The organism is Candidatus Epulonipiscium viviparus (assembly GCF_000171335.1).
Taxonomy (GTDB): domain Bacteria; phylum Bacillota; class Clostridia; order Lachnospirales; family Cellulosilyticaceae; genus Epulonipiscioides; species Epulonipiscioides viviparus.
This window is the reverse complement of record NZ_ABEQ01000016.3, coordinates 1-23,532: the sequence shown is the minus strand read 5'-3', so window position 1 is coordinate 23,532 and position 23,532 is coordinate 1. Positions and strand designations below refer to the sequence as shown.

Here is a 23,532-nt window from a genome sequence, read left to right as displayed (position 1 = left end):
TTAATAATTCCCCCATAAATTAGAGGGAATTATCGCCTTAATCTTCACTAAATAATGCTTTTGCAAATGCTTCTGGGACAAATTCTTGCAAGTCGTCCATTTTTTCTCCAACGCCTATAAATTTTACAGGAACGTTAAAACTCTGGCAAATTCCAACTATCGCTCCCCCTTTGGCTGTACCATCAAGTTTTGTTAAAATTATTCCATCAATTTTTACAACTTCATTAAAAAGTTTAACTTGTGATATTGCGTTTTGCCCAGTGGTTGCATCTAAAACTAGTATAACCTGTTTATGTGCATTTGAATACTCTTTTTCAATAATTCGCCCAATTTTTTCTAATTCTTTCATAAGATTGACTTTATTTTGTAATCTACCCGCAGTATCACAAATTAAAACATCTGATTTTCTTGCCTTTGCCGCAGAAATTGCATCATAGACTACAGACGCCGGATCTGTTCCCTCTTTATTTTTTATGACATCCACACCTGCTCTATCTGCCCATATTTCTAGCTGCTCTATTGCGGCTGCTCTAAACGTGTCAGCTGCTGCTAACAGTACGCTTTTTCCTTCTTGCTTCAACTTATGCGACAGTTTGGCTATGCTCGTTGTTTTTCCTGCTCCATTCACTCCCACTACCAAAATCACATTTGGCCTATCATCAACTACTAGCGGATTTGTTAAGTCTGTAGAAATTAAAATATCTGTAATAATATCTTTAAGCGCTTCTTTCAATTCTGCCGGCTCCGTAATTTTGGTACTCTTCACCACATCTCGCAACTGATCCAAAATCGCATCGGTAGTTTCAGCTCCAAAGTCAGACATAACTAGTACTTCTTCTAACTCTTCATATAGTTCCTCATCAATTTTTTTGAAACTTTTTAAAACGCTTTCTACCCCGTCCCAAATATTTTCACGAGTTTTTGTTAAGCCCTGCCACAATTTTTTAAATTTACTCACTAGATTCACTTCTGGCACTTCTTTTGAAATGTCATGCCCCGCTTCAACTAGCTCTCCCTCAAAATAAACAACAGGTTCTTCATCCACCAAATCCTCAACATCTACCAAACCTTCAACATCTACCAAACCTTCAACATCTACCAAACCTTCAACATCCTCTAATTCTTCTAATTCTTCTAATTCTTCTAATTCTTCTATCGCTTCATCTATCGCTGGAAGCGTCGACTTCTGCGCCATATCTATCTTAAACAGACTTGCCCATTTAGATTTCGCTCGTTCTTTTTTAGATTCAACAACTACTTCCTTTGCCTCTGCTCCATCCATCCAGTCCGCATCTTCCCAATCCGCATCTTCCCATTCCGCATCTTCTGCATCTTCTGCATCTTCCCATTCTGCATCTTCTGCGATAGCTTTTTCGGCTGCAGCTTTTTCTACGGCAGCTTTCTCGGCGGCTGCTTTTTCGGCGGCTGCTTTCTCTACGGCAGCTTTCTCGGCGGCTGCTTTTTCGGCGGCAGCTTTTTCGGCGGCAGCTTTCTCGGCGGCTGCTTTCTCGGCGGCAGCTTTCTCTACGGCAGCTTTCTCGGCGGCAGCTTTCTCTACGGCAGCTTTCTCTACGGCAGCTTTCTCTACGGCAGCTTTTTCTACGGCAGCTTTCTCTACGGCAGCTTTCTCTACGGCAGCTTTTTCTACGGCAGCTTTTTCTGAAGCAGCTTTTTCTGAGGCAGCTTTTTCTACGGCAGCTTTCTCTACGGCAGCTTTCTCTACGGCAGCTTTTTCTACGGCAGCTTTCTCTACAGCAGCTTTCTCTACGGCAGCTTTCTCTACGGCAGCTTTTTCTACGGCAGCTTTCTCTACGGCAGCTTTCTCTACGGCAGCTTTCTCTACGGCAGCTTTTTCTGAGGCAGCTTTCTCTACGGCAGCTTTTTCTGAGGCAGCTTTCTCTACGGCAGCTTTCTCTACAGCAGCTTTTTCGGCGGCAGCTTTCTCTACGGCAGCTTTTTCTGAGGCAGCTTTTTCTACGGCAGCTTTTTCTACGGCAGCTTTCTCGGCGGCAGCTTTTTCGGCGGCAGCTTTCTCTACGGCAGCTTTTTCGGCGGCAGCTTTCTCTACGGCAGCTTTTTCGGCGGCAGCTTTTTTGGCAGCAACTTTTTCTGCAGCAGCTTTTTCGGCAGCAGCCCTTTCTTCAGATTCTGCTATTGCTGCATCTTTTATAGCTTGGATTTGCCTTGCCAATACTTCAGGATCATCCGTTGGCATTTCCCACATCAATTCAGAATCCACCATTTTGTTTATATCTTTTTCTATATTTTCAGACGATACTTTAGGCAGGTCTACAGACATTTCCTCCCTCTTAATAACTTCCTTACTCTTTTTTCCAAACAATTTTTTTATACCATCTAATAAAGCCATTTTCTATTTTCCTTCCTTAACATATTTATCAACATCACTAAGCCTTACAGACAAAACCGTGGACACCCCTCTCTCTTGCTGAGTTATTCCATAAAGAGTATTTGCATTTTCCATTGTTCCTTTTCTATGAGTTATTACAATAAATTGAGTTTTATCAGATAAAGTTTTTAAAAAGTTTACAAATCGTAACACATTTGATTCATCCAACGCTGCTTCTATTTCATCTAACACACAAAACGGAGATGGTTTTAATTGCAAAATCGCAAATAATAATGCAATAGCAGTCAGTGTTCTTTCACCACCCGAAAGCAAGCTCAAACTCTGTAACTTTTTTCCCGGTGGCTTAACGATGATCTCTATTCCAGACTCCAAAATATTTTTTTCATCAGTAAGAGCCAACTTTGCCATTCCTCCGCCAAATAGCTCTGCAAACACATTGCTAAAATTGGTTGCTATGTCTAAAAATTTTTTCCTAAATATGGAATCCATTTCTGCTGTCAACTTTTCTATCAATTCATTTAACATTTTTTCGGCTTTTAAAATATCATCTCTTTGAGAAATCAAAAACACATGTCTCTGAGAAACTTCTTTAAATTCTTCTATTGATTTTAAATTTACATTGCCAATTTCTTTGATTTGAGATTTCAACTGAGTTTGTTTCTTTTTTAAATCTGCTACAGTCATTTTTGTATCTGTCTTCACAAAACAGTTTTCCGCTATCAAATTATATTCTGACAAAATATATTCTGCTAAAGAGGACTTTTCTTTTACCAAGCTTTCTGCTCGCAATTCTTGTCTAATCAACTCCTTATCAATAGCAGCAACTAATTCTATCACATTTCGTAACTTATTTCCAATATTTAATTCGTTTTTTGTAATATTAACTCGTTCTCGTTCTAATTTATTCTTTTCTTGCGCAGTGGTTTCTAGTTTATTTTTCACCTTTGCTATCACACTAATTATTGTCAGAGCATCTTTTTCACGTGCAGTTTTTGTAGCTATATGTTGAGATATTGTCTCTTCTATCTTAGCAATATCTATTTGAGCAATTTGTGTTCTATTCATAGTTATATGTCGCTCTAGATCAATTATGTCATTATCTATCTTATACAAATCCATCTCTTGTATAGAAATTTGGTTTGTATATTCAAGCTGAGTTTGCTCAAGTTTTTGCATTTCTTCTTCCATAGTATCYACTGAACGCAACAGTTGAAGCGCTTTTTTTGATTCTATGGCGGCAGATATGTCAGAACGCTTTGCAATCAAGTCATCTAGCTCTTCGGTCAATACTACTATATCTGTTTGCTCAATTGCTTTTTGCATATATGTCATTTTTTCACTAGCTACTGTATATGCGCCGAATATTTGTAATAAATTTTTTTCTATATTATCCTTTGACTGTCGATATTTGTCAAGCGCAATTGTTTTAGTTGCCAACAGATCCATTATTCCAGTCAATCTTTGCTTTGCATTTGCAATTTGCATTTTCAACTCTTCGATCCTGTCCTCAGCGTTTGCAATTTCATTATTTCGCGCAAAGATATTATTCGTATTTTTTTGACTCCCCCCCGTCAGAGATCCCCCTATATTGAAAATTTCTCCCTCCAACGTTACTACTCGAAATTTATTCTGATATGTTTTCGCAATTGCAGCTGCGTTTTCCATTGTATCTGCTATCGCAATCTTTCCCAGCATAAATGAAAAAATCGCCTCATCTGCAGCATCGCATTTCACCGCTTCATTGGCCATCCTCAAAAATCCAGGCTGATTTTTTAAATTTGCTTTGATACTCGCGTCCATTGCAACAGCCTTTATTGTATCTCTTGGCAAAAACGTTACTCGTCCCACCTTTTTCTTTTTCATTATTGTTATAATTTCTTGGGCATCCCTCTGAGTTTCGGTGATGACATTTTGCAAGCCTGCTCCCAGTGCCGTCGCGATTGCGATTTCATATCCTTTTACAACATCCACTCGATCTGCAACAACGCCTACACCTCTAGTTTTTCCTATTTTCAAAGCATCTTTTACGCTAGTATAAAACCCATCATGATTTTCCTTTAATGATAGCAACCACTCTTTCTTACGTTCTAACTGAATCTTCTCATTCTCTACAGTAGCAACCAGCTTTTCACACTCTTGAGCCGTCTCTAAAAGCGTCGTCTTCTCCGTTTCCGCAACAGCTATCTTTACAGCAACATTGTCAGCTTCACTAGTCAGCTGAGTATTTTGGTTTTCTAATTCTCGTGTATCAGCTTCTAATTTTTGCATCTGCAATTCTCGATCTTGATTTTCAAGTTGATGCTTAGAAATACGTTGCTTTAAATTATCTTTCATTTGATCTACTAAAATTAACTCAGCTTTCAAAACTTCGATCTCTTTATTAATCGTAAAGATGTGATCTTTCTCAATAGCCATCGCATCTTCTTTTGCTTTTTTCTCTACTTTAAATGTATTATATTCTTCAACCAATACTGCAAGCCTTGTTTTTTGCTTTGCTTTTACAGAAGATATAGCAGCAATATCCGATTTCAATGCTGCTATCCCTTTTGTAATATTTTCTATTGCAGTTTCTTCTGTAGACTTTAAAACTCTGGCTTCTTTTATCTGCTCATCTAGCATTTTCACTTTCTCATTCATTATAGTTAATTCACTATTTGAGGTGGCATTTTGGCGTTCAAGCTCTATTGTTTCTCGCAGATTTGCTTCCATATTGGTTTGTAATATCTCTTTTTGATCTTTAAGTTGCTTATCTTGCTTTACGAGCGATTCTTTTTCCTTCTTTGTATCTGAGATCTGTGTATTTTGCTGTTCTATTACCAAATTTAACTGAGTTAAACTTTCATCAATTTGAGTATTTTTTTCTACAAATAACGCTATATCTACTTGCTTTAGCTCTTCTTTAACCTTTAGATAACGTTCTGCCTTTGTGGCCTCTTTTTCTAACGGTTTTATTCGAGTTTCTATTTCTGCTATTATATCATTTGCTCGCAGTATATTTTCTCGCTCTTTTTCCAACTTCTTCGAAGCTTCTTGCCTCTTAACTTTATATTTATAAATTCCTGTGGCTTCCTCAAACAAACTTCGTCTGTCATCTGGTTTTGAGCTCAACACTTTGTCAATTTGTCCCTGACCTATAATAGAATAGCCCTCTTTGCCAACACCAGTATCCATAAAAATTTCTTGAATATCCCTCAAACGGCAGTTTGCATTATTTATAAAATATTCACTCTCACCAGATCGATATACCCTTCTCTTTATTTCTAAATCACTATAGCTAATTTTTAGATCATCTTCATCATTCTTAATATACAGCGCCACTTCTGCATATCCCATTGGCTTGCGTGTTTCGGTACCTACAAAGATAACGTCCTCCATTTTGCCACCTCGAAGCGTCTTTGCACTTTGCTCTCCCAAAACCCATCTTATAGCATCCGCAACATTACTTTTGCCACTGCCATTAGGCCCTATTATTGCAGTAATACCCGAAGGCACCGCAATTTTTACTGCATCTCCAAATGATTTAAATCCAAAAATTTCTATTTTTTCCAAATACATTTTAATACCCTAATTCTGATAATGATATACATGCGTTAACGCCTGATGCGCTGCCACTTGTTCAGCATCTCGTTTTGTTCGACCACTACCTTTTCCGATCACTTTTCCATTTTGTTTTAATTCTACAACAAACTCTTTTTCATGATCCGGGCCTTTTTCTTCGACAACTTCATAGGCAATCACAGTGTTAACATTTTTTTGAGATTCGATTTGTAATATGGTTTTATAATCTTTATACAGTTTGGTCGCAGAAGTGTGTTTGATAAACTCTATTAAAGTTTTTGCGAGATAGGTTTTTACATCTTCATAGGAACTATCTATTAGCATAGCACCTGTTACTGCTTCAAACGCATCTGCTATAATTGATTCTCGATCTCTCCCCCCTCCCATTTCTTCTCCATGCCCTAGCAAAATATACTTCCCTAGCTCTAACCGCTTTCCGGCTTTAGCAAGAGAAGCTTCACATACGATACTCGCACGAAACTTCGATAAATCTCCTTCTTGTGACTCTGGATATTTCTTAAACAAATATTCACTCACAATTAAATCCAAAATAGCATCTCCCAAAAATTCAAGACGCTCATTATCTTTAACCCCCTGCTCTCGATGCTCATTTGCATATGAACTGTGTGTTAAAGCTAGATCCAAAAGCTCTATCCGCTTAAAAGTATACTCTATTTTTTTCTCAAAACTTTCTAAGACCACTCTTCTATCGTTTGATAAGCTCATTTTTTTCCTCATTTCATTTAGTATTTACATATATTTTGTACAATTATTTCAGTAATTATAACAAAGAATCTGAATTAATACTATTATTTACCTCTATACAATTTAAGGGGCATGGGGTATAATATGGATAAGGGGAATTTACCCAAATATACAGGGGGGTGCAATTTGTGTGCAAGGGGGATAATATAAAAAAATGTAATTGCTGCGGACGAATCATAGACGATAATAGCTCACATATGTCAGCTCATCATGACTTTCTGCTTGTAAAAAAAGAGTGGGGATATTTTTCTAATAAGGACATGACTGAACATAGATTTATCATCTGCGAAGATTGCTATGATAAATGGATAGAATCATTTAAGCTTCCCGTTGAGGAATTTGTAACGACGGAACTTTTTAAAGGAATTAGTTAATTAGTACAAAGTCTAGTTGCGTGGGGCAGCTAGGCTTTTTTTTTATTTATAAGGGGGTAGATTATGCATTTGCAATTAGCTATACTAGAAGATTATTTTAAAGAAAATAGATCGGATGGGTTTATATATAGAATTACTGGCAAGAATAAATATGTTGAAGATTTTTTAGTAGCGTATTATCACAAAGCCAAAACTTTTGGTATAATAATAGAGTCTAAAATACAAAATCTCACAGAAGACAATATACGTTATCTTAAAGATATTCTCGGAGATACATTTATACTTTCACAAGAATTTATAGAACAAAATTTGAAGAAGTGGCTTGTGGGTACACCATCAACCAAACGAACTATTTTTGCAAAACATCTGTACAATACTTTATTGGAATACCAAAAATTAGGAAAAAACATAAGCATTCTCCAAAATACTTATATAAAGTTCATGTGTTGGGCATATTTTAGATTTCAACGCGTATTAAATGTAACTCCTACCGGTCAAAAAATTCTTTATATAGGAGAGCTTTCTAAGCATGAAATAGACTTTTTATCTATCATGGCTTTCTGTGGAATTGACGTATTAATTATTTCTTTAATGAATGAAGTTCGCTATAAAACTCTCGATCCTGCAGACGAAAAATCATTTTTATATAAAGAAGTATCAATGATAGAATTTGCTCAAAATTATAGGGTATCTGATATAACCGAGCTTATTGACCGAAAAATTAAAGCAGAATTGGAGAGGAATATTATCAAAAATTATACTAATGATTGGGTCAACGACGATGCATTTCTAGGATTAAACATCAAAACCCATTATCGTAATGCACAACCGGGATATTTCAATAATATTTTTATATGTTTTAAAGGAGCCGACGATACCGTCTCTTTTGCTAAAAAATTGAATACCTTATATCGTCATATAGAAGATACAAATCGACCTTATATTATTGAAAATCGCATTCCCACTATATGGCCAAACGAAATTTCTCAAGTAAAACGTAGAATGACCATCACCAGCGAAGAGGACCTTATAGACCTTCAACGCAATATAGACAAAATTTCTAATTCAGCATATTTGGATGCTGCACGATCCGCTTTTGTCAAATTAGTTAAGGAAATTAATTTCCATGAACAAAAGCTCAATATTTCAACCAACAAAATTGTACAAATTCTTGCACTCTACAAACGCTACGCAGATGCCTTATTTACGAAACCTCACGACTATCCACCTATATTCATTCTATTTGGTGCGCCTCAAAATGAAATCGAAGTCTATTTTTTAAAATTTTTGGCCAAATTATATGTGGATGTTGTTATAATCATTCCTGATCCACACGAAATTTTATCGGATGTACAATTAAAAATTTTTAAAGATACTAATTTATGTGTAGTAGAATATGAAAATCAACTTCAGCTTACCGAGTATCCAAAAACTCTCGATRCTATTACTGCGACTACCAACGCTTACGAGGCCGAACGTGATTTGGATACCCTTATCTACAAAGATACCGGCTTGTATAGACAGCATCAACTAAGCAAAGCATCTAGTCTTGTGTTGCGAACTACTTGCGAAGAGATTGACATTTTATGGAACGAAGAACTCAAGTTTCGTCCTAATTTTAATGTAGATGGTGATAGCGTTTGCATGCCTGTAATTTTTGCCAAGATTTCTGGTGTACGCAATGACAATCTCAAAGAATATTCCGAACGCATCCGAAATTTTATAATTCCAAAAAATACAGCTGTGTGCGTCCAACCTCCGTTTATAAAGCAAGATAACCTTCAAATGTTTTCTACTGCTCTATTTCTAAAAAATGGACGTCTACTCAAAAAYGAGATACAAAAYCATCGTGATTATAAATTTGGRCATCTCAGATCTGATATGCAAAACCATCTTTTAGACAAAATTGAACTTTTAATTAACTCTAAACTAATAGAAGGTACAGGAACACATGGCAGAGAATATCTCATACTGCAAACACTACTTAATCTTGATAATGATTTTTTAAAGCGTATGCAGAAATTTGATTTCACAAAGCAAAATCCCAAAGTTGTTGTTCTCCACACCAAAGAAAAAATGCATTCTATCGAAGATGCTATATTTTTAGCATTTGCAAATTTAGTTGGCTATGATATAATCATAATGTCTCCAACTGGATATCGCAGCTTTGAACGGTTCTATACCAAAGATATAATTCAAGAACATCAAGATGGAAATTATTATTATGATCTTTCAGCTAGTGATATTCTAGAAAAACCAAAAGAAAAATTAAATTTTTTAGAAAGGATAAAAAATTTATGGCAATAAATATGGGTAAAAAATCTCCAAACACATCCCCTGAATCATCTTCAGATTCTGAATTTGCAGTATCAGAATATAATGTCGCTCAAGATACCGAAAAATTTAAGCAAAGTTTAGTGGGATCTCAAATAATAGAAGATCTTACTGCCTCGCTTGATATTGATAATTTAGAAACTATTGCAAGCTTTGGATCTGACGTTGCAAACGAAATTGCTAAAGTATCCGATTCTGTTTTAAACAGTATGTCGTTAAACAAAATAAACGAATCCAGCGCCATGCTCGTTACTCTTAGTACCATAATGGATCAATTTGATCTCGATGAAATTACAGACGATAATCAAAACTTTTTTACCAAACTATTAAATAATAGCAAAAAAAAATTAGACCAAGTTTTAAGTAAATATCAAACCATTGGTGGTGAAGTTGATAAAATATACATTGAGCTTAAGAGTTACGAAAAAGAAATCCATCAATCTAATATGCATCTGGAACAGATATTTAAAACAAATGTCGCATATTACCACAACCTACTCGAATATATTGTTGCGGGCGAACAAGGCGTTCAGGAAATCACTGCGTATATAGCCGAAAGAAAAGCTGAGTATGATCTTACCGGCGACGCTTCTATCAGTTTTGAAATCCAACACTTAGAGCAAGCATCTCAAATACTTCAAGATCGAACGTATGATTTGAGAATAGCAGAAAGTGTGGCCATTCAGTCGATTCCGATGTTAAAAACGATGCAATTTAGCAATCTAAATCTAGTTCGAAAAATTAATTCGGCCTTTATAATCACATTACCAATATTTAAGCAAGCACTTGCACAAGCAATAATGCTAAAACGTCAACGCATTCAAGCCGACGCTATGGATGCACTGGATAAAAAAACCAACGAAATGCTCTTACGCAATGCACAAAATACAGTAACTCAGGCCCAAATGATTGCCAAACTTACTTCTACAAACTCTGTAAAAATTGATACACTAGAACAAACTTGGAACACTATAAAAAATGGAATAGAAGAAACCAAGCAAATTCAAGAAAAGGCCCTTCAAGAACGAGAGCAAGATATTCAGCGTTTGAATACCCTCAAGGTTGATTATAAAAATTCATTTAGGAGGTAGCTATGAATACGTATTATCAAATTTTGAGTAAATCCACTCCTATTTTAGGATATATTGTTAAAAGAGATACGTTTGAATTATTAGATCTTTCCGAAAACTTTTTAGAGCGACTTAATATATCCTTTCCGGATTTTAAAGGCAAAACATGTCATAAGGTGCTTCACGACTTAGACTCTCCGTGCTCTTTTTGTCCTCACAAGCTTTTAAAATATGGTGAATTTCATAATTGGCATAGCTATAGTAGAATATCAAAACAATACTATATTCTCAAGTCAACTTTAATTCCTCATGAAGAATTTGAATATGTAATTGCTGGGCTTGCAATTCCTATTTCAAAAGAATTAAGCCAAGTTCCTTCATTACAAACTAACCCAGCTTATGATGCTGCTTTATCTGAATGCGCACAAATTTTACTCGAAGAAACCGATACACAAACATCTATAGAATCCCTACTCAAAACTCTATGCATATTCTTTGGAGGAGTATATTCTTCTATCATTCATTACCACAATGGCATTGGCACTGTTAAATATCGATATAGAACAATCCACGCTCCATATGACCCTAAAGAAAGATTTAACGATCGCTCAATAGCCGAAGTAGAGTCTTGGTACGAATTTTCCGATAGTGATGATAACGTATTTTTAGATAAATCTATACACCAATTTCACAAAACCGATAGGCAATATAAAATATTACAGGAATCTGGCCTAGATGGTTTTGTTGTTGCATCTTTGCGCAATCCAAAAACTGGAGAAAAATTGGGTACAATGGGAGTGGCAAATCCCACAATGCATCTCGAAGATGTTCAGCTTTTACGCACCGTCTCTGCTTTTGTTGTCAACTTTTTAGAAAAAGAAAAGCTTATATTAGAATTTGAAAAAATCAGTTTTGAAGATATGCTAACCGGATTACGCAATAGAAATTCCTATGAACGAACTATTCAACAGCTTCAAAGCAATCTACCAAATTCACTAGGAATAATTTTTGCTGATATAAATGGTTTAAAAGAAACCAATGATAATTTAGGGCATGAATATGGAGACATCCTTATAAAGTGGACCGCCAAATATTTATCCAAATCCACGACAGAACCAGTATATCGAATTGGAGGAGATGAATTTGTTATATTTATCCCCAACAAAACAGAACGTGAATTTTATGCCATTGCCTCTATTATCCAAAAAGGTCTTTTTGAAATGATTTACCTAAATTTATCAGTTGGATATACCTGGGAAAACCAACGTATTGACGTGGTTAATCAATTGGTCAGAACCGATAAGCTTATGTATGAAGCAAAACAACACTATTATTCTCTCAAAAAATATAATCATATGAATTTAGCAACACAGCAACAAATACTAAAAGAAGAAGTTGAACGTCTCAAAAATGAAATATAGGAGAGGTGAAAAATGGTTATAGATTATTATAAATTATTATGTGATGCTATTCCTATTATAGGCTATACTGCACGTATTGATAATCATGAAATTTTAGACATGTCGGATGCTATGCTCAGACATTTGCATATCACAGATAATAGCCATATAAATTCAAAATGCTATAAACTTATTCAAGGCAAAAACCAACCTTGCCAATTTTGTAATAATAGCAAATTAAAATGTGGCGAGTATTGTAATTACTACGCATATAACACCATAATGAACTCTCACCTAGCAATACGAGATACATTGATACCTCACGAAAAATTTGGAATGGTACGTGCCGAAGCATGTTTTGATATTACAGATGATATCAACCAATTAAAAGCTTTAAACACTCAAACCTCATATAATCGAGCATTAGGTGAATGCGCAAAAACTTTGATTAACATTTCAGATACAGCTTCCGCTATTGAAACACTTCTCAGAATTTTATGCACGTTTTTTGATGGAGACTATTCTTGTATAATGACTTATCAAGATGATATAGCGTCTATACTTTACCAATATGTTACTCTTCGTGCGGAGTATGATCCAGCAGAAAGCTTTGGGCGACGCACCGTTGAATATATGGAATATTGGTATAAATTTTCCACTAAGAAACATAAAATTTTTATTGATAAAAATTCTTTATCTCCCGATTCTGAATTACACGATTTATTAGAAATGGCAGAACTAAACTCCATAATTCTCGCTTCACTTAGAAAAAATGACCAAATTATGGGAACAATCTGTATAGGCAATCCTAATATAAATACCGAAGATATTCGTATTTTGAGAACAATTTCTGGTTTTATAGTATCTTTTATTGAAAAGCAACAATTGATAGCCGAGCTAGAAAAAATCAGCTATGAAGATATGTTAACCGGTCTACGTAATAGAAATGCCTACGAAAAAGAAATTCAAAACTTATATTCTACGCCTTTGCATTCTCTCGGAATCATTTTTGCTGATATCAACGGCCTAAAAGAAACCAATGATAACTTAGGACACGAATATGGAGACATACTTATCAAATGGACTTCTAATTATTTAAAAGTTTCTATTCCTTTCACCGTTTTTAGAATTGGTGGAGATGAATTTGTAGCTTTTGTCATAAATGAATCAGAAGATGAATTTAATAGAATAGCAAATGCAATTCAAAATGGACTTTCCGAAATGGTATACCTAAATTTATCTGTAGGTTACACTTGGAATGATACCAATATTGATATTCCTAATCAGCTTATAGAAACTGACCAAAGAATGTATGAAACCAAGCAGCGATATTATGCTGTTAGAAAGTATAATCATATGAATTTAACTACGCAACAACAAGTATTAATCGACGAAATCAATAGACTCAAAAATTTATTATAATATTCAAGGAGGGTATACCTATGGCAGTTAATCTAAAAAAAGGTGACCAAGTAGAACTTGCAAAATCTAAGTCAAATTCTAAAATCTTAGTTGGTCTCAGCTGGGATTTATCTCCTCAAAATGACTATATCGACTTTGATTTAGATACCAGTATTTTCCTAGTCGGTCGAAACGGTAAAGTCACAAAAGAATCTGATTTTATTTTTTATGATAATTTAATACATGACAGTGGCGCTATCGAGCATACTGGCGATAATCAAACCGGTGAAGGCGATGGAGACAATGAGGTAATTCGTATTGACTTAGATTTGATACCTGCTGATATAAACAAGATAATTTTTGTCGTTACCATTTATGATGCAGACAATAGAGAGCAAAATTTTGGCCAGATGGAGAATGCCTCTATTAGGATAATAGATGAAGAAACAGGAGAAGAAAAAATACATTTCGATCTTTGCGAAGATTTTTCTATAGAAACAGCCCTTGTCGTTGCAGAGATTTATAGGTATAATAATGAATGGAACTTCGCTGCAATTGGAAGTGGGTACAGTGGTGGCCTACATGTTTTATGTCAAGTTTATGGGCTCGATATAGCCACTGCTTTACATGCTCAATAGTAAAAATTATATTAAATAAAAGGAGAGATATTAATGGCTATTAATTTGCAAAAAGGTCAAAAAGTTTCACTAACAAAAGCTAGTTCGACACTTTCTAAATTACTAATTGGCTTAGGATGGGATACTAATAAATATGATGGTGGCCACCAATTTGACCTCGACACAAGTGTTTTTATGGTTGGTAGCAACGACAAAGTCTTAGAAGAAACCGATTTTATYTTTTATGGGAACCTCAAACACAAAAGTGGCTCCGTAGAACACACCGGTGATAACCGAACTGGTGAAGGCGACGGAGACGACGAAGTTATTAAAGTTAATCTTGYATTGGTCCCAGATGAAATTAAAAAAATTGTTTTTACAGTTACTATCCATGATGCAAATGAAAGAAACCAAAATTTTGGCCTAGTTTCCAATTCTTTTATTAGAATAGTTGATCAACTCACTAATACAGAAATCGTTCGATATGATTTGGGAGAAGATTTTTCTATTGAAACTGCTTTGGTTGTTGGCGAACTATACAAACATCAGGGGGCATGGCGATTTGCTGCCATTGGCAGTGGGTACAGCGGCGGGCTTCCAGCACTTTGTACCGCTTATGGAGTCGACGTATAACAAATAACACAATAATAGAGGAGCATTAACTATGGCAATCAGTTTATCAAAAGGTCAAAAAATCGTCTTAACCAAATGTAATTCAGAACTTTCTAATATAGCAGTAGGTCTCGGATGGGATACGAACCGATACGATGGAAAATCGGATTTTGATCTAGACAGTCAAGTTTTTTTAGTATCATCCACAGGCAAAGTTCGAGATCAGGCAGATTTTGTATTTTTTGGTAATCTTAGGCATCAAAGTGGTGCAGTGGAACACTCCGGAGACAATCGAACCGGCATTGGCAACGGAGACGATGAGCTAATCAAAATAAACTTGCATTCTGTTCCACCACATGTTGAAAAAATCATAATTACTGCGAGCATTTTTGAAGCCGATCAGCGCAATCAAAATTTTGGTCAAGTAGAAAATGCTTATATACGCGTTTATGATATAGATAAAAATGAATTATTACTCGAATATGATTTGGACGAAGACTTTTCTGTGGAAACAGCTATCGTATTTGCAGAACTTCAAAAATTCAATGGCAGCTGGAAATTTAACGCTGTAGGCAACGGGTTCTTTGGAGGGCTTCCAGCACTTTGTAAAACTTATGGAATTAATGTAGAATAAGGAGAAAAATATAATGAAAATACACACCAATACTGCACCCGCGGCTATAGGACCATACTCTCAAGCAATCGCTTATCAAAATCTAATATTTACTTCTGGGCAAATTCCTATTGACCCTGAAACTGGGGAAATTGCTGCAGGTGGCATTACCGAACAAACTGAGCAGGCTATCAAAAATCTCGGCGAGGTACTTAAAGCTGGTGGTTCTTGCTACGAAAATGCCATCAAATGTACTTGCTTTTTAAGCGATATGAACGATTTTGGAGCATTCAATGAAGTATACGCAAAATATTTTACAGAAAAACCCGCTCGCTCTTGTGTTGCGGTAAAGACGCTTCCTAAAAATGTTTTAGTAGAAGTCGAGTGTATTGCTTTCAAATAAGTTTTTACCCCCTTTTATCAATCAGGGGGCTCTACAATAATCCGATCATATTTTTTTGCTACATAATTAAACAACAAAAGAAAGAGGTTTATAAATGACAAGTAAAATTAATTTAGGCGAAGGACAGGTAGGAAAGCTGATTCTTAAATTGGCCATTCCCACCGTTGCCTCCCAAATTGTCAATATGCTATATAATATTGTTGATAGAATGTATATAGGAAACATGCCAACTGATGGAGTATTGGCACTTACCGGGCTTGGCTTATGCTTTCCCATTATTATGATAGTTTCTGCCTTTGCATCGCTATTTGGAATGGGCGGTGCTCCACGAGCTGCAATAGCCATGGGCAAGGGCGATAATAAACAAGCAGAATTAATTTTAGGTAACTGCACAATGTGCTTAATAACATCTGGAATTATGATGATGATTTTATTACTAATATTTGGAGAATCACTCCTATATATGTTTGGTGCCAGTGATCAAACCATCAAGTTCTCAATAGACTATTTGCAAGTATATACTTTTGGCACACTTTTTGTACAAATCGCACTTGGTCTTAATATGTTTATAACAACTCAGGGATTTACCAAATTTAGTATGCTCACTGTACTAATTGGTGCMATACTGAATATAATCTTGGATCCAATTTTCATTTTTGCATTCGGAATGGGAGTTAAAGGTGCCGCACTCGCAACAATAATTTCTCAGGGCGTTTCTGCAACATGGGTGATATGGTTTTTACGCAGCAAAAAGTCTAAACTCAAAATACGCAAACAAAATTTAAAAATTCAACCTAAAGTTATATTGCCAGTCATGGCTTTGGGCGTATCTCCATTTATAATGACATCTACAGAAAGTATTTTGAATATCGTCTTTAATGTATCTCTTGCAAAATACGGCGGCGACTTAGCCATCGGAGCCATGACAATTATAAGCAGCCTCATGTCTATGCTAATGATGCCACTTCAAGGAATCACCCAAGGTGCCCAACCCGTTATCAGTTATAACTTTGGTGCCAAAAAATATGATAGGGTGCGATCGGCCATCAAAGTGCAAGTAGCCATCTGTGCAACATTTGCTATAGCATTTTGGTTTTTATTAGAAACTTTTCCAGCAACGTTTATTTCTATATTTAATAGAGATCCCGAATTAATGACGCTTGCTATTCCATCAATTAGAACATATATGTTTGGAATATTTGCTATGGGCTTTCAAATGGCACTACAAATGTCATTCATAGCTCTGGGATATGCAAAGATTTCATTGTTCCTTGCTTGTCTCAGAAAAATTATATTGCTTATACCACTGATATTTATTTTGCCTAATTTCTTTGACAACAAAGTATTTGCTGTATTTTTAGCAGAGCCTATATCAGACATTGTTTCGGCGATGGCAACCATCATTGCTTTTTTCTTTATGTTTTGGCGCAAACCAGAATTTAAGGCCACCGTGTCTAATTCTAATAATATTGCGGCATAAAACATAATATATAGTTGAATACTTATTAATGTGGTATTCAACTTTTTCAACAACACTTTATTACTTTTTTATTACTTTCATGACATTTTAATTGTCAAATTTCTTTTTATCTGATATAATAAAGCAATAAACATTTTGAGGAGGAACTATTATGAAATTATTAAAAAATAAAGCATTATGTCTGGTAGCTGCCACATCACTTATGTCCAGTATTCCAGTCTTTGCTGCAGGTTCTTTTCGACCACTAGAAGCGTATTACAATAACATTCGGGTTAGCGTAAACGACGAATATAAAAGTTTAACTTATGAACCATTTATTGTTGATGGTGTTACATATGTAGGTGTTCGTGATATAGGCGAGCTATTCAATATAGGTGCCAATTGGAATATTGCAACTCAAACTGTTGAACTCACTGGCGGTCTATCTTCGACAAATGAATTGATGTATACCACTGAAATAGCAGCCTTGGAGCAGGTCGTTGCCGATTTAACTGCAAAGCTGCAGCAATACGAAACATCCACTGCGCCCGGGTATTCTCAATCTACTCCTAGTACTATTCCAAGCTGGGGTCAACCTACCACCACTCCAAGCTGGGGTCAACCTACCACTACTCCAAGCTGGGGCCAACCTACCATCACTCCAGGTTGGGGCCAAACTACCACTACTCCAAATTATCCTAACTATGGCAACAACTCATCATCTAGTGGCGGATTTAAAGAAATTGATAGCAAAGCACTGGATAAGGTTCTCGAAGACTTCGAAGAAGAAGAACGCATCGATTGGACCTTTGATGTATCTGTAAAATCAAGCTATGTTAGTCTCGAAATCGAATTTGATGGAGATGATTTCCTAGAAGACTTTAATGATCTTAGCACTTCTAAAGTAGAAGGATTTATCGAAGATGTTTGCGATGCCATTGCCGAAGAACTTGTGGGCACCCTTGCCGAGCGTCATTCTATACAAGGCTCCATCACCGATGCTGATAACAACGACGAGCTAGTATCATTCGAATATGATGACGGCGACTTAGAACTCGAAGAAATCGAAGCATTCCCAGATCTCGACGGAATGATAGACTATTTAGAAGATATGTTTAGTGATGAATATGACGATGTTGTGGTTCTCGAATATACAGATGACGGCGACTTAGAACAAACAACAGATATCGATATTGATGGAATTTCTTTAGATGTAGATAGAGATGATGTCTTAGAGTTTATTATTGAATTAGACTTTAGCAGCTCGGACAAAGATAATTGGAATACGCGATATGACTATCTGGAGGGCGATATCGGCGGCGCTTTCGATGACTTATTTGAGGACGTTATGGATGAACTAGAAAAAGAATACAACATAGATCATAAAGACGATGAAATCATTGGATATATCGAAAGCAACGGTGATGAAATCGGAGTATTTGATGATAAAGGTATTGAGTGGAGCAAATTTTAACAAAAAAAAGCCGACGACAAGTCGGCTCTTTTTTATATTCCTGTTCCCGAATGTAATATTTGCAGCACACAAAATATCAAGGCTACAAACAATACTACCTGAACCAAATACACCCATATATTCTTTGTTTTCTTCCGCATATAAAAATAAAATACTAGCAACATCGGCAGCGCTACATACGCATTCAGCCACTCCATCACCTCTTCGTATTTCCACCAATGCGCCAGCTTTTCCTTATCCAAAATATTCATTCCAAAAAAACCCGTTACAAACGTTGGCAATACAAACCCCGATCCAATAATAGAGATAACCTCCATTTTTCTGTTAGCAGCCTGTCTTGTAATCAGCTCTGCATATTCATGAACTTCTTTCAATTCAAAATCCAGCTGAGCAATCTCATTTTTTATATTCAATATATTAGAAACTGTTTTATATATAAATGCCCCTTCTTCTGATTCGGTCACCTCATCAAAATAGATCTGATTGATAAACTGAATATATATTTCATACAAACTTTCTATACCCACAATCAGTTCTACCTTTTTTAAGACCGATATTTCAGCTATTTGATTTGAAAAGCTCAATAAACTTGCTTTCTGCACTAACAACAAAAGCATCATCTTGTCATAAATCTTATTATCCGCACTGTTTCTAGCATAGCTAAATAACGAAAATGTTGTTATTTCATATATCCTCTCCGCATCTCCAAATTTTAAACGATTTGCGTTGGCCGACTTTTTGTTATATATTTCATTATTTTTTACAACACACAACGTCACCATTTTGCTTCCTATTAATGGCTCAATTAAAATTTTATGCCTACCCTTTTGTTCGGATGTTATAAAGCTATTTCCTAAGATTTGCAACAAAAATGATGCTATTTGACTAGCATTGTTCATGTAATTATTTTCCAATATATTCGTAACAATAATTTTATCCTTAAATATAAATGTAATTTTAGCCGGGTAATTTTGATTGTTTATAGGCAACGAGATAGGGTATACACATTGCGAAAACGAATTAATTCTCTTTATATCATCTTCTAGCATATATGCAAAATTTTGCAAATCAATACTCAGTATTCCCACACCCGTTTTTACCATTTTTAACTCAATTTTTTTTACCTTCAACAAATATTCTTGCGCATCAATTTCTATCTTACATGTCGTATTTTCATCGAGATAATTATATATATAATTTTTGATTATGGCAGCCTCTTTGGAATATAACACGTTTCTAACAGGCCTATAAAAATATATAAATTCATTATAATTTTCATTCGAATCTATAATAAATTCCTCACATCTCCAACCATGCAGATATTTGAACATTGACTGATTAATTTGCACTTGTGGATTAAAATTATAATTCCTATTTTTTGTATTTATTTCCCAAGCAAAAGGAAATAAGAATATATGCTCACTAACTATATCCATAGTTTATTCTGCAGAAATTATAAAATAATATACCGGCTGCTTACCCGCGTGTAACTCTACTTCGGCCTGCGGGAATGCTTTTGTTACTATATCTTGATACTTTGCTACCGATTTTTCTTCTATATCTTCTCCATAATAAATCGTAATTATATCGCTATCTTGATCCAACTTAGAGAGCACTTCTATAAACGTATCTTCTAAACTAGGCTTGTGTGACACGATTTCTCCGCCCAAAATTCCCAAATATTGCCCCTCTTTAATTTCCTCTCCATTCATAGTGGTATCTCTAACTGCAATAGTGATTTGTGCYGTCGTTATTGCATCAACGGCCTCGTTCATATCAGCTGCTATTGCTTCTGCATCGACGCTAGTTCCATCATATGCCAGCATAGCCGAAATGCTTTCCACAATACTTTTCGTTGGGATCACTATTACTTTGATTTCATCTTCCACAACTTTTGCCGCTTGATTAGCTGTTAAAACTATATTCTTATTATTTGGCATCAAAATAACTTGCTCTGCGTGTGTTTTATATATCGCATCTATTATGTCTTCTGTACTAGGATTCATAGTTTGACCACCCTCTACTATAACATCCACATTGAGGCTTTTGAGAATATCTACAAACCCCTCGCCTGCAGCAACAGACACAAACCCCAGTTTTTTGTCTACAAATTTATCTTTACTTTCTTCTTCGAGTATTGCAGTATGCTGTTCTTTCATATTTTCTATTTTTACACTATTTAGTGCTCCAAATTTCAACGCATAGCTCAAAACATTTCCYGGATCATTTGTATGAACATGAACCTTAATATAATCATCATCCGAAACTACAACTATGCTATCCCCTATTCCATCCAAATATTCCTTTACCTTTGCCTCATTATATGGCTTATCTTCTCGTTTCACAATAAACTCTGTGCAATACGCAAAAGTTATATCGTCTGTATTAAACTTTGTCATGGCAACGGTTGACTTTTTCTTTAGCGGTCGCTTAATTTCTATCTCCACTTCACCCAATATAACTCTGGCGGCACCTTCCAATATAGTCATTAATCCTGCTCCACCCGCATCCACCACGCCTGCCTCTTTTAATACCGGAAGCATATTTTGTGTTTGCTCCAACACTTTATACCCATGCATAATAACCTCTTTTAGAAATGTTGGCGCATCAGCTGCAGTCTTATAAATCGACAGTGCCGCATTTGATATCTCTTTTGCCACAGTCAGGATTGTTCCTTCTTTGGGTTTCATTACCGACTTATAGGCAGTAGCGACCGCCAGCTTTGTTGCCCTTGCGACTGTTCGTGCGTCCACAGTTTCGTTTGTTCCCAATCCCTTAACAAAGCCTCGAATAATCTGAGATAGAATCACCCCCGAATTTCCTCGCGCACCTCTTAGGGCTCCTCCTGCAAATGCCTTGCCTATGGATTCTATTGTTACGTTTTCTACCTCTTCTACTTCTTTGGCTGCAAAAAGCATTGTAAGTGACATATTAGTTCCAGTATCTCCATCAGGAACCGGAAACACATTCAGCTCATTAATTGCTTCCTTTTTTTCATCTAATAATAAGGCCGCGCTAACTATCATTTTTTGAAGTAATCTCGCATCTACTGCTTGAGTTGTGTTCACGTACTTTTCTCCTTCCTATCTAACATTCTAGCTATCTAACCTCACACTTTCTACAAAAACTGTAATTGTTTCAACTTTTATATCTAACATCTCTTTTAATTTATACCTTATTGTGTTCATCAAATTATCAGTGACAGCAGAAATTTTAGTGCCATATTCTACAATTATATGAAACTCAACATCTATATGATCCTCATTTAACTTCACTGCTATCCCTTTGGTAATATTATCTCGTAATAGCAATCTAACTATTCCATCTTTTACACTTCTTGATGCCATACCAACGATTCCATAACACTCTCCAGCACAAATTCCACATATACTAGCAATGACTTCCTCATTTATTTCAATCTTTCCTTGTTCATTGGTAATTTTTTGCATAAAATTTATACCTCCTTATACTCAATAGACTTAGATTACCATACTATGCGAAAAATGTCTAATAATTATTTTCTCCAAAGTCATCGCAATTTATTAATCAAAAAAGAACCTTCTAAATCTAGAAGGCCCCTTTCACTATATTTTTCAAAATTTAAACTCTCCTATCAAATTTTTAAGTGCCTGAGATTGTTCTGATAGCTCTTCACTTGCCGCTGCGCTTTCTTCGGCTGATGTTGAATTTGTCAGTACTACTTTTGATATTTGATCTATTTCTGCATTAATTTGAATAGCATTCTGTGCCTGATCCTCTGCGGCATCTGCAATGYTATCAACCAACGTACTCAATTCCTTTGCATTTTYCATGGCMGCGCTTATAGAATCTGATGTATGGCCTGCTATTTCATTGCCCACACTTATAACTTCGGCTGTTTGCTGTATCAGCTCTGCTGTATCCTTTGCCGATTTCGCCGATTTTTTGGCTAAATTTCGAACTTCCTCCGCCACAACAGCAAATCCTTTTCCGCTTTCACCAGCTCTTGCCGCTTCTACTGCAGCATTCAAAGATAGAATATTCGTTTGAAACGCTATATCATCAATATCTTGAATAATTTTCTTAATTTCATCAGAGTTTGTAATGATATTTTTCATGGCAATAACCATTTCACTAACTTGATTATTACTATCTACCAACGCTTTTTGGGTTTTTTCATTAAATACCTTTGCCTCGCCAGTATCATCGGCTGTTTGAGTGATCTTTGCTGTCATTTCTTCCATAGCAGCAGACAAATTTTGCACAGATGCAGCTTGCTCCACAACCCCGCCAGCAACGCCCTGAGCACCATGAGCTACTTGAATAGTCCCCGTTGCCAACTGTGTTGCRACCACATCTATGTTAACTAACGTTTCCGCAAGACTAACTTGAATTTTTTCCATATTTATAAACACACTTTTAAAATCACCCACATAAAAACTTTGCATTTTTTTCAGCTCTTTAAAATCACCTTTTGCTAATCTATCCAACCTATCGTCGATGTCAATAATCATATTTTTAAACATTTGACATAGAAGCTTCATATTATTAGCCAATACTCCCAGCTCATCTTTTGAATTATATCGAATATCAGTATTCAAATCACCTTTCAATATCTGAATCGCGGCCTCTTCAATCTCATTAATCGGGTCTGCTATCAACTTCACAATATAAAACGAAAACAATAATGCCACAACAGTTATTAAAATAGTTATAATCACCATAAATAATATTGCGTTAGAATACAACTTATTTCCATCTAAATTCGCCTGATCTGCACCTTCTTTGTTAAAATCTACCAAATCCAAAAATGTTTCTGAAAATTCATTAAATAATACCGATGATTCTCCAGTTAGTATTTCATATGCCGACTGTGTATTATTATCTGAACTATACTTTATCATCACATTATGTAATTTCAAATATTGTTCCCACATATCCTGGGATTTTTCAATTAATTTTCTGTCAGTTTCATTAGTAATTAAATTAGTGATATAGTAATCAAACATACCATCTATTCTTTTCACTATATCATTCATACTATTTTCTAAAATATGCATAGTAGATTCATCTTGTGCGATAACATGACTATTTTCAGCTATACG

18 protein-coding genes are annotated in these 23,532 nt (G+C 35.6%); 11 read left to right on the top strand and 7 right to left on the bottom strand.

The window, feature by feature from the left end; all coding sequences use genetic code 11:
- Positions 1-37: 37 nt before the first annotated feature.
- From ftsY to rnc, 3 genes are read right to left on the bottom strand one after another with little or no spacing between them, the layout of a single operon-like run.
- Positions 38-2,368, bottom strand: coding sequence for a signal recognition particle-docking protein FtsY (gene ftsY / locus EPU_RS14625; RefSeq protein WP_010166837.1), 2,331 nt, complete (start codon positions 2,366-2,368; stop codon positions 38-40).
- Between the two features lie 3 nt (positions 2,369-2,371).
- The gene (gene smc, locus EPU_RS03550; RefSeq protein WP_010166836.1) at positions 2,372-5,923 is read right to left on the bottom strand and encodes a chromosome segregation protein SMC; all 3,552 of its coding nucleotides are present in this window, start codon (positions 5,921-5,923) and stop codon (positions 2,372-2,374) included.
- A gap of 9 nt (positions 5,924-5,932) precedes the next feature.
- Positions 5,933-6,652, bottom strand: a complete 720-nt coding sequence (gene rnc, locus EPU_RS03545; RefSeq protein ID WP_010166835.1) for a ribonuclease III — start codon at positions 6,650-6,652, stop codon at positions 5,933-5,935.
- Between the two features lie 167 nt (positions 6,653-6,819).
- On the opposite strand from rnc, the gene EPU_RS03540 reads away from it, so the two are divergent.
- The 11 genes from EPU_RS03540 to EPU_RS13560 all read left to right on the top strand — a co-directional run bounded on the left by EPU_RS03540 (position 6,820) and on the right by EPU_RS13560 (position 18,448).
- The gene (locus EPU_RS03540; protein WP_010166833.1) at positions 6,820-7,065 is read left to right on the top strand and encodes a hypothetical protein; all 246 of its coding nucleotides are present in this window, start codon (positions 6,820-6,822) and stop codon (positions 7,063-7,065) included.
- A 63-nt stretch (positions 7,066-7,128) separates the two neighbouring features.
- Positions 7,129-9,372 carry a YceG family protein gene (locus EPU_RS03535; protein ID WP_029487941.1) on the top strand — a complete coding sequence of 748 codons (2,244 nt, stop codon included), beginning with the start codon at positions 7,129-7,131 and terminating at the stop codon, positions 9,370-9,372.
- On the top strand, positions 9,363-10,490 hold the full coding sequence (locus tag EPU_RS03530) for a toxic anion resistance protein (RefSeq protein ID WP_010166830.1): 1,128 nt from the start codon (positions 9,363-9,365) through the stop codon (positions 10,488-10,490). The genes EPU_RS03535 and EPU_RS03530 overlap by 10 nt, the downstream gene beginning before the upstream one ends.
- A 2-nt stretch (positions 10,491-10,492) precedes the next feature.
- The gene (locus EPU_RS03525) at positions 10,493-11,890 is read left to right on the top strand and encodes a GGDEF domain-containing protein (protein WP_010166828.1); all 1,398 of its coding nucleotides are present in this window, start codon (positions 10,493-10,495) and stop codon (positions 11,888-11,890) included.
- 12 nt (positions 11,891-11,902) lie between these two features.
- The gene (locus EPU_RS03520) at positions 11,903-13,291 is read left to right on the top strand and encodes a sensor domain-containing diguanylate cyclase (protein ID WP_010166826.1); all 1,389 of its coding nucleotides are present in this window, start codon (positions 11,903-11,905) and stop codon (positions 13,289-13,291) included.
- A gap of 20 nt (positions 13,292-13,311) precedes the next feature.
- Positions 13,312-13,908, top strand: coding sequence for a TerD family protein (locus EPU_RS03515; protein ID WP_010166824.1), 597 nt, complete (start codon positions 13,312-13,314; stop codon positions 13,906-13,908).
- Positions 13,909-13,941: 33 nt separating this feature from the next.
- Positions 13,942-14,520: a TerD family protein gene (locus EPU_RS03510; protein WP_029487939.1), complete on the top strand. Its 579-nt coding sequence runs from the start codon at positions 13,942-13,944 to the stop codon at positions 14,518-14,520.
- A gap of 31 nt (positions 14,521-14,551) precedes the next feature.
- Complete coding sequence (locus EPU_RS03505; RefSeq protein ID WP_010166820.1) at positions 14,552-15,133, top strand: TerD family protein; 582 nt, start codon at positions 14,552-14,554, stop codon at positions 15,131-15,133.
- A 13-nt stretch (positions 15,134-15,146) separates the two neighbouring features.
- Entirely contained in the window at positions 15,147-15,515 is a 369-nt protein-coding gene (locus EPU_RS03500; RefSeq protein WP_010166818.1) for a RidA family protein, read from the top strand.
- Positions 15,516-15,609: 94 nt separating this feature from the next.
- Positions 15,610-16,995 (top strand): MATE family efflux transporter, encoded by a 1,386-nt coding sequence (locus EPU_RS03495; RefSeq protein WP_010166816.1) that lies wholly within the window; start codon positions 15,610-15,612, stop codon positions 16,993-16,995.
- Between the two features lie 151 nt (positions 16,996-17,146).
- Positions 17,147-18,448, top strand: coding sequence for a stalk domain-containing protein (locus EPU_RS13560; protein WP_010166814.1), 1,302 nt, complete (start codon positions 17,147-17,149; stop codon positions 18,446-18,448).
- Between the two features lie 32 nt (positions 18,449-18,480).
- Here EPU_RS13560 and EPU_RS03485 read toward each other — a convergent pair whose 3' ends face one another.
- The 4 genes from EPU_RS03485 to EPU_RS11405 form a co-directional block, all read right to left on the bottom strand.
- Positions 18,481-19,884, bottom strand: coding sequence for a CorA family divalent cation transporter (locus tag EPU_RS03485; protein WP_010166812.1), 1,404 nt, complete (start codon positions 19,882-19,884; stop codon positions 18,481-18,483).
- A 3-nt stretch (positions 19,885-19,887) separates the two neighbouring features.
- Positions 19,888-21,516 carry a DAK2 domain-containing protein gene (locus tag EPU_RS03480; protein WP_010166810.1) on the bottom strand — a complete coding sequence of 543 codons (1,629 nt, stop codon included), beginning with the start codon at positions 21,514-21,516 and terminating at the stop codon, positions 19,888-19,890.
- A 27-nt stretch (positions 21,517-21,543) separates the two neighbouring features.
- Positions 21,544-21,897, bottom strand: a complete 354-nt coding sequence (locus EPU_RS03475; RefSeq protein WP_010166808.1) for an Asp23/Gls24 family envelope stress response protein — start codon at positions 21,895-21,897, stop codon at positions 21,544-21,546.
- 144 nt (positions 21,898-22,041) lie between these two features.
- The coding region (locus EPU_RS11405) for a methyl-accepting chemotaxis protein (RefSeq protein ID WP_010166806.1) at positions 22,042-23,532 on the bottom strand (1,491 nt) is incomplete at its 5' end.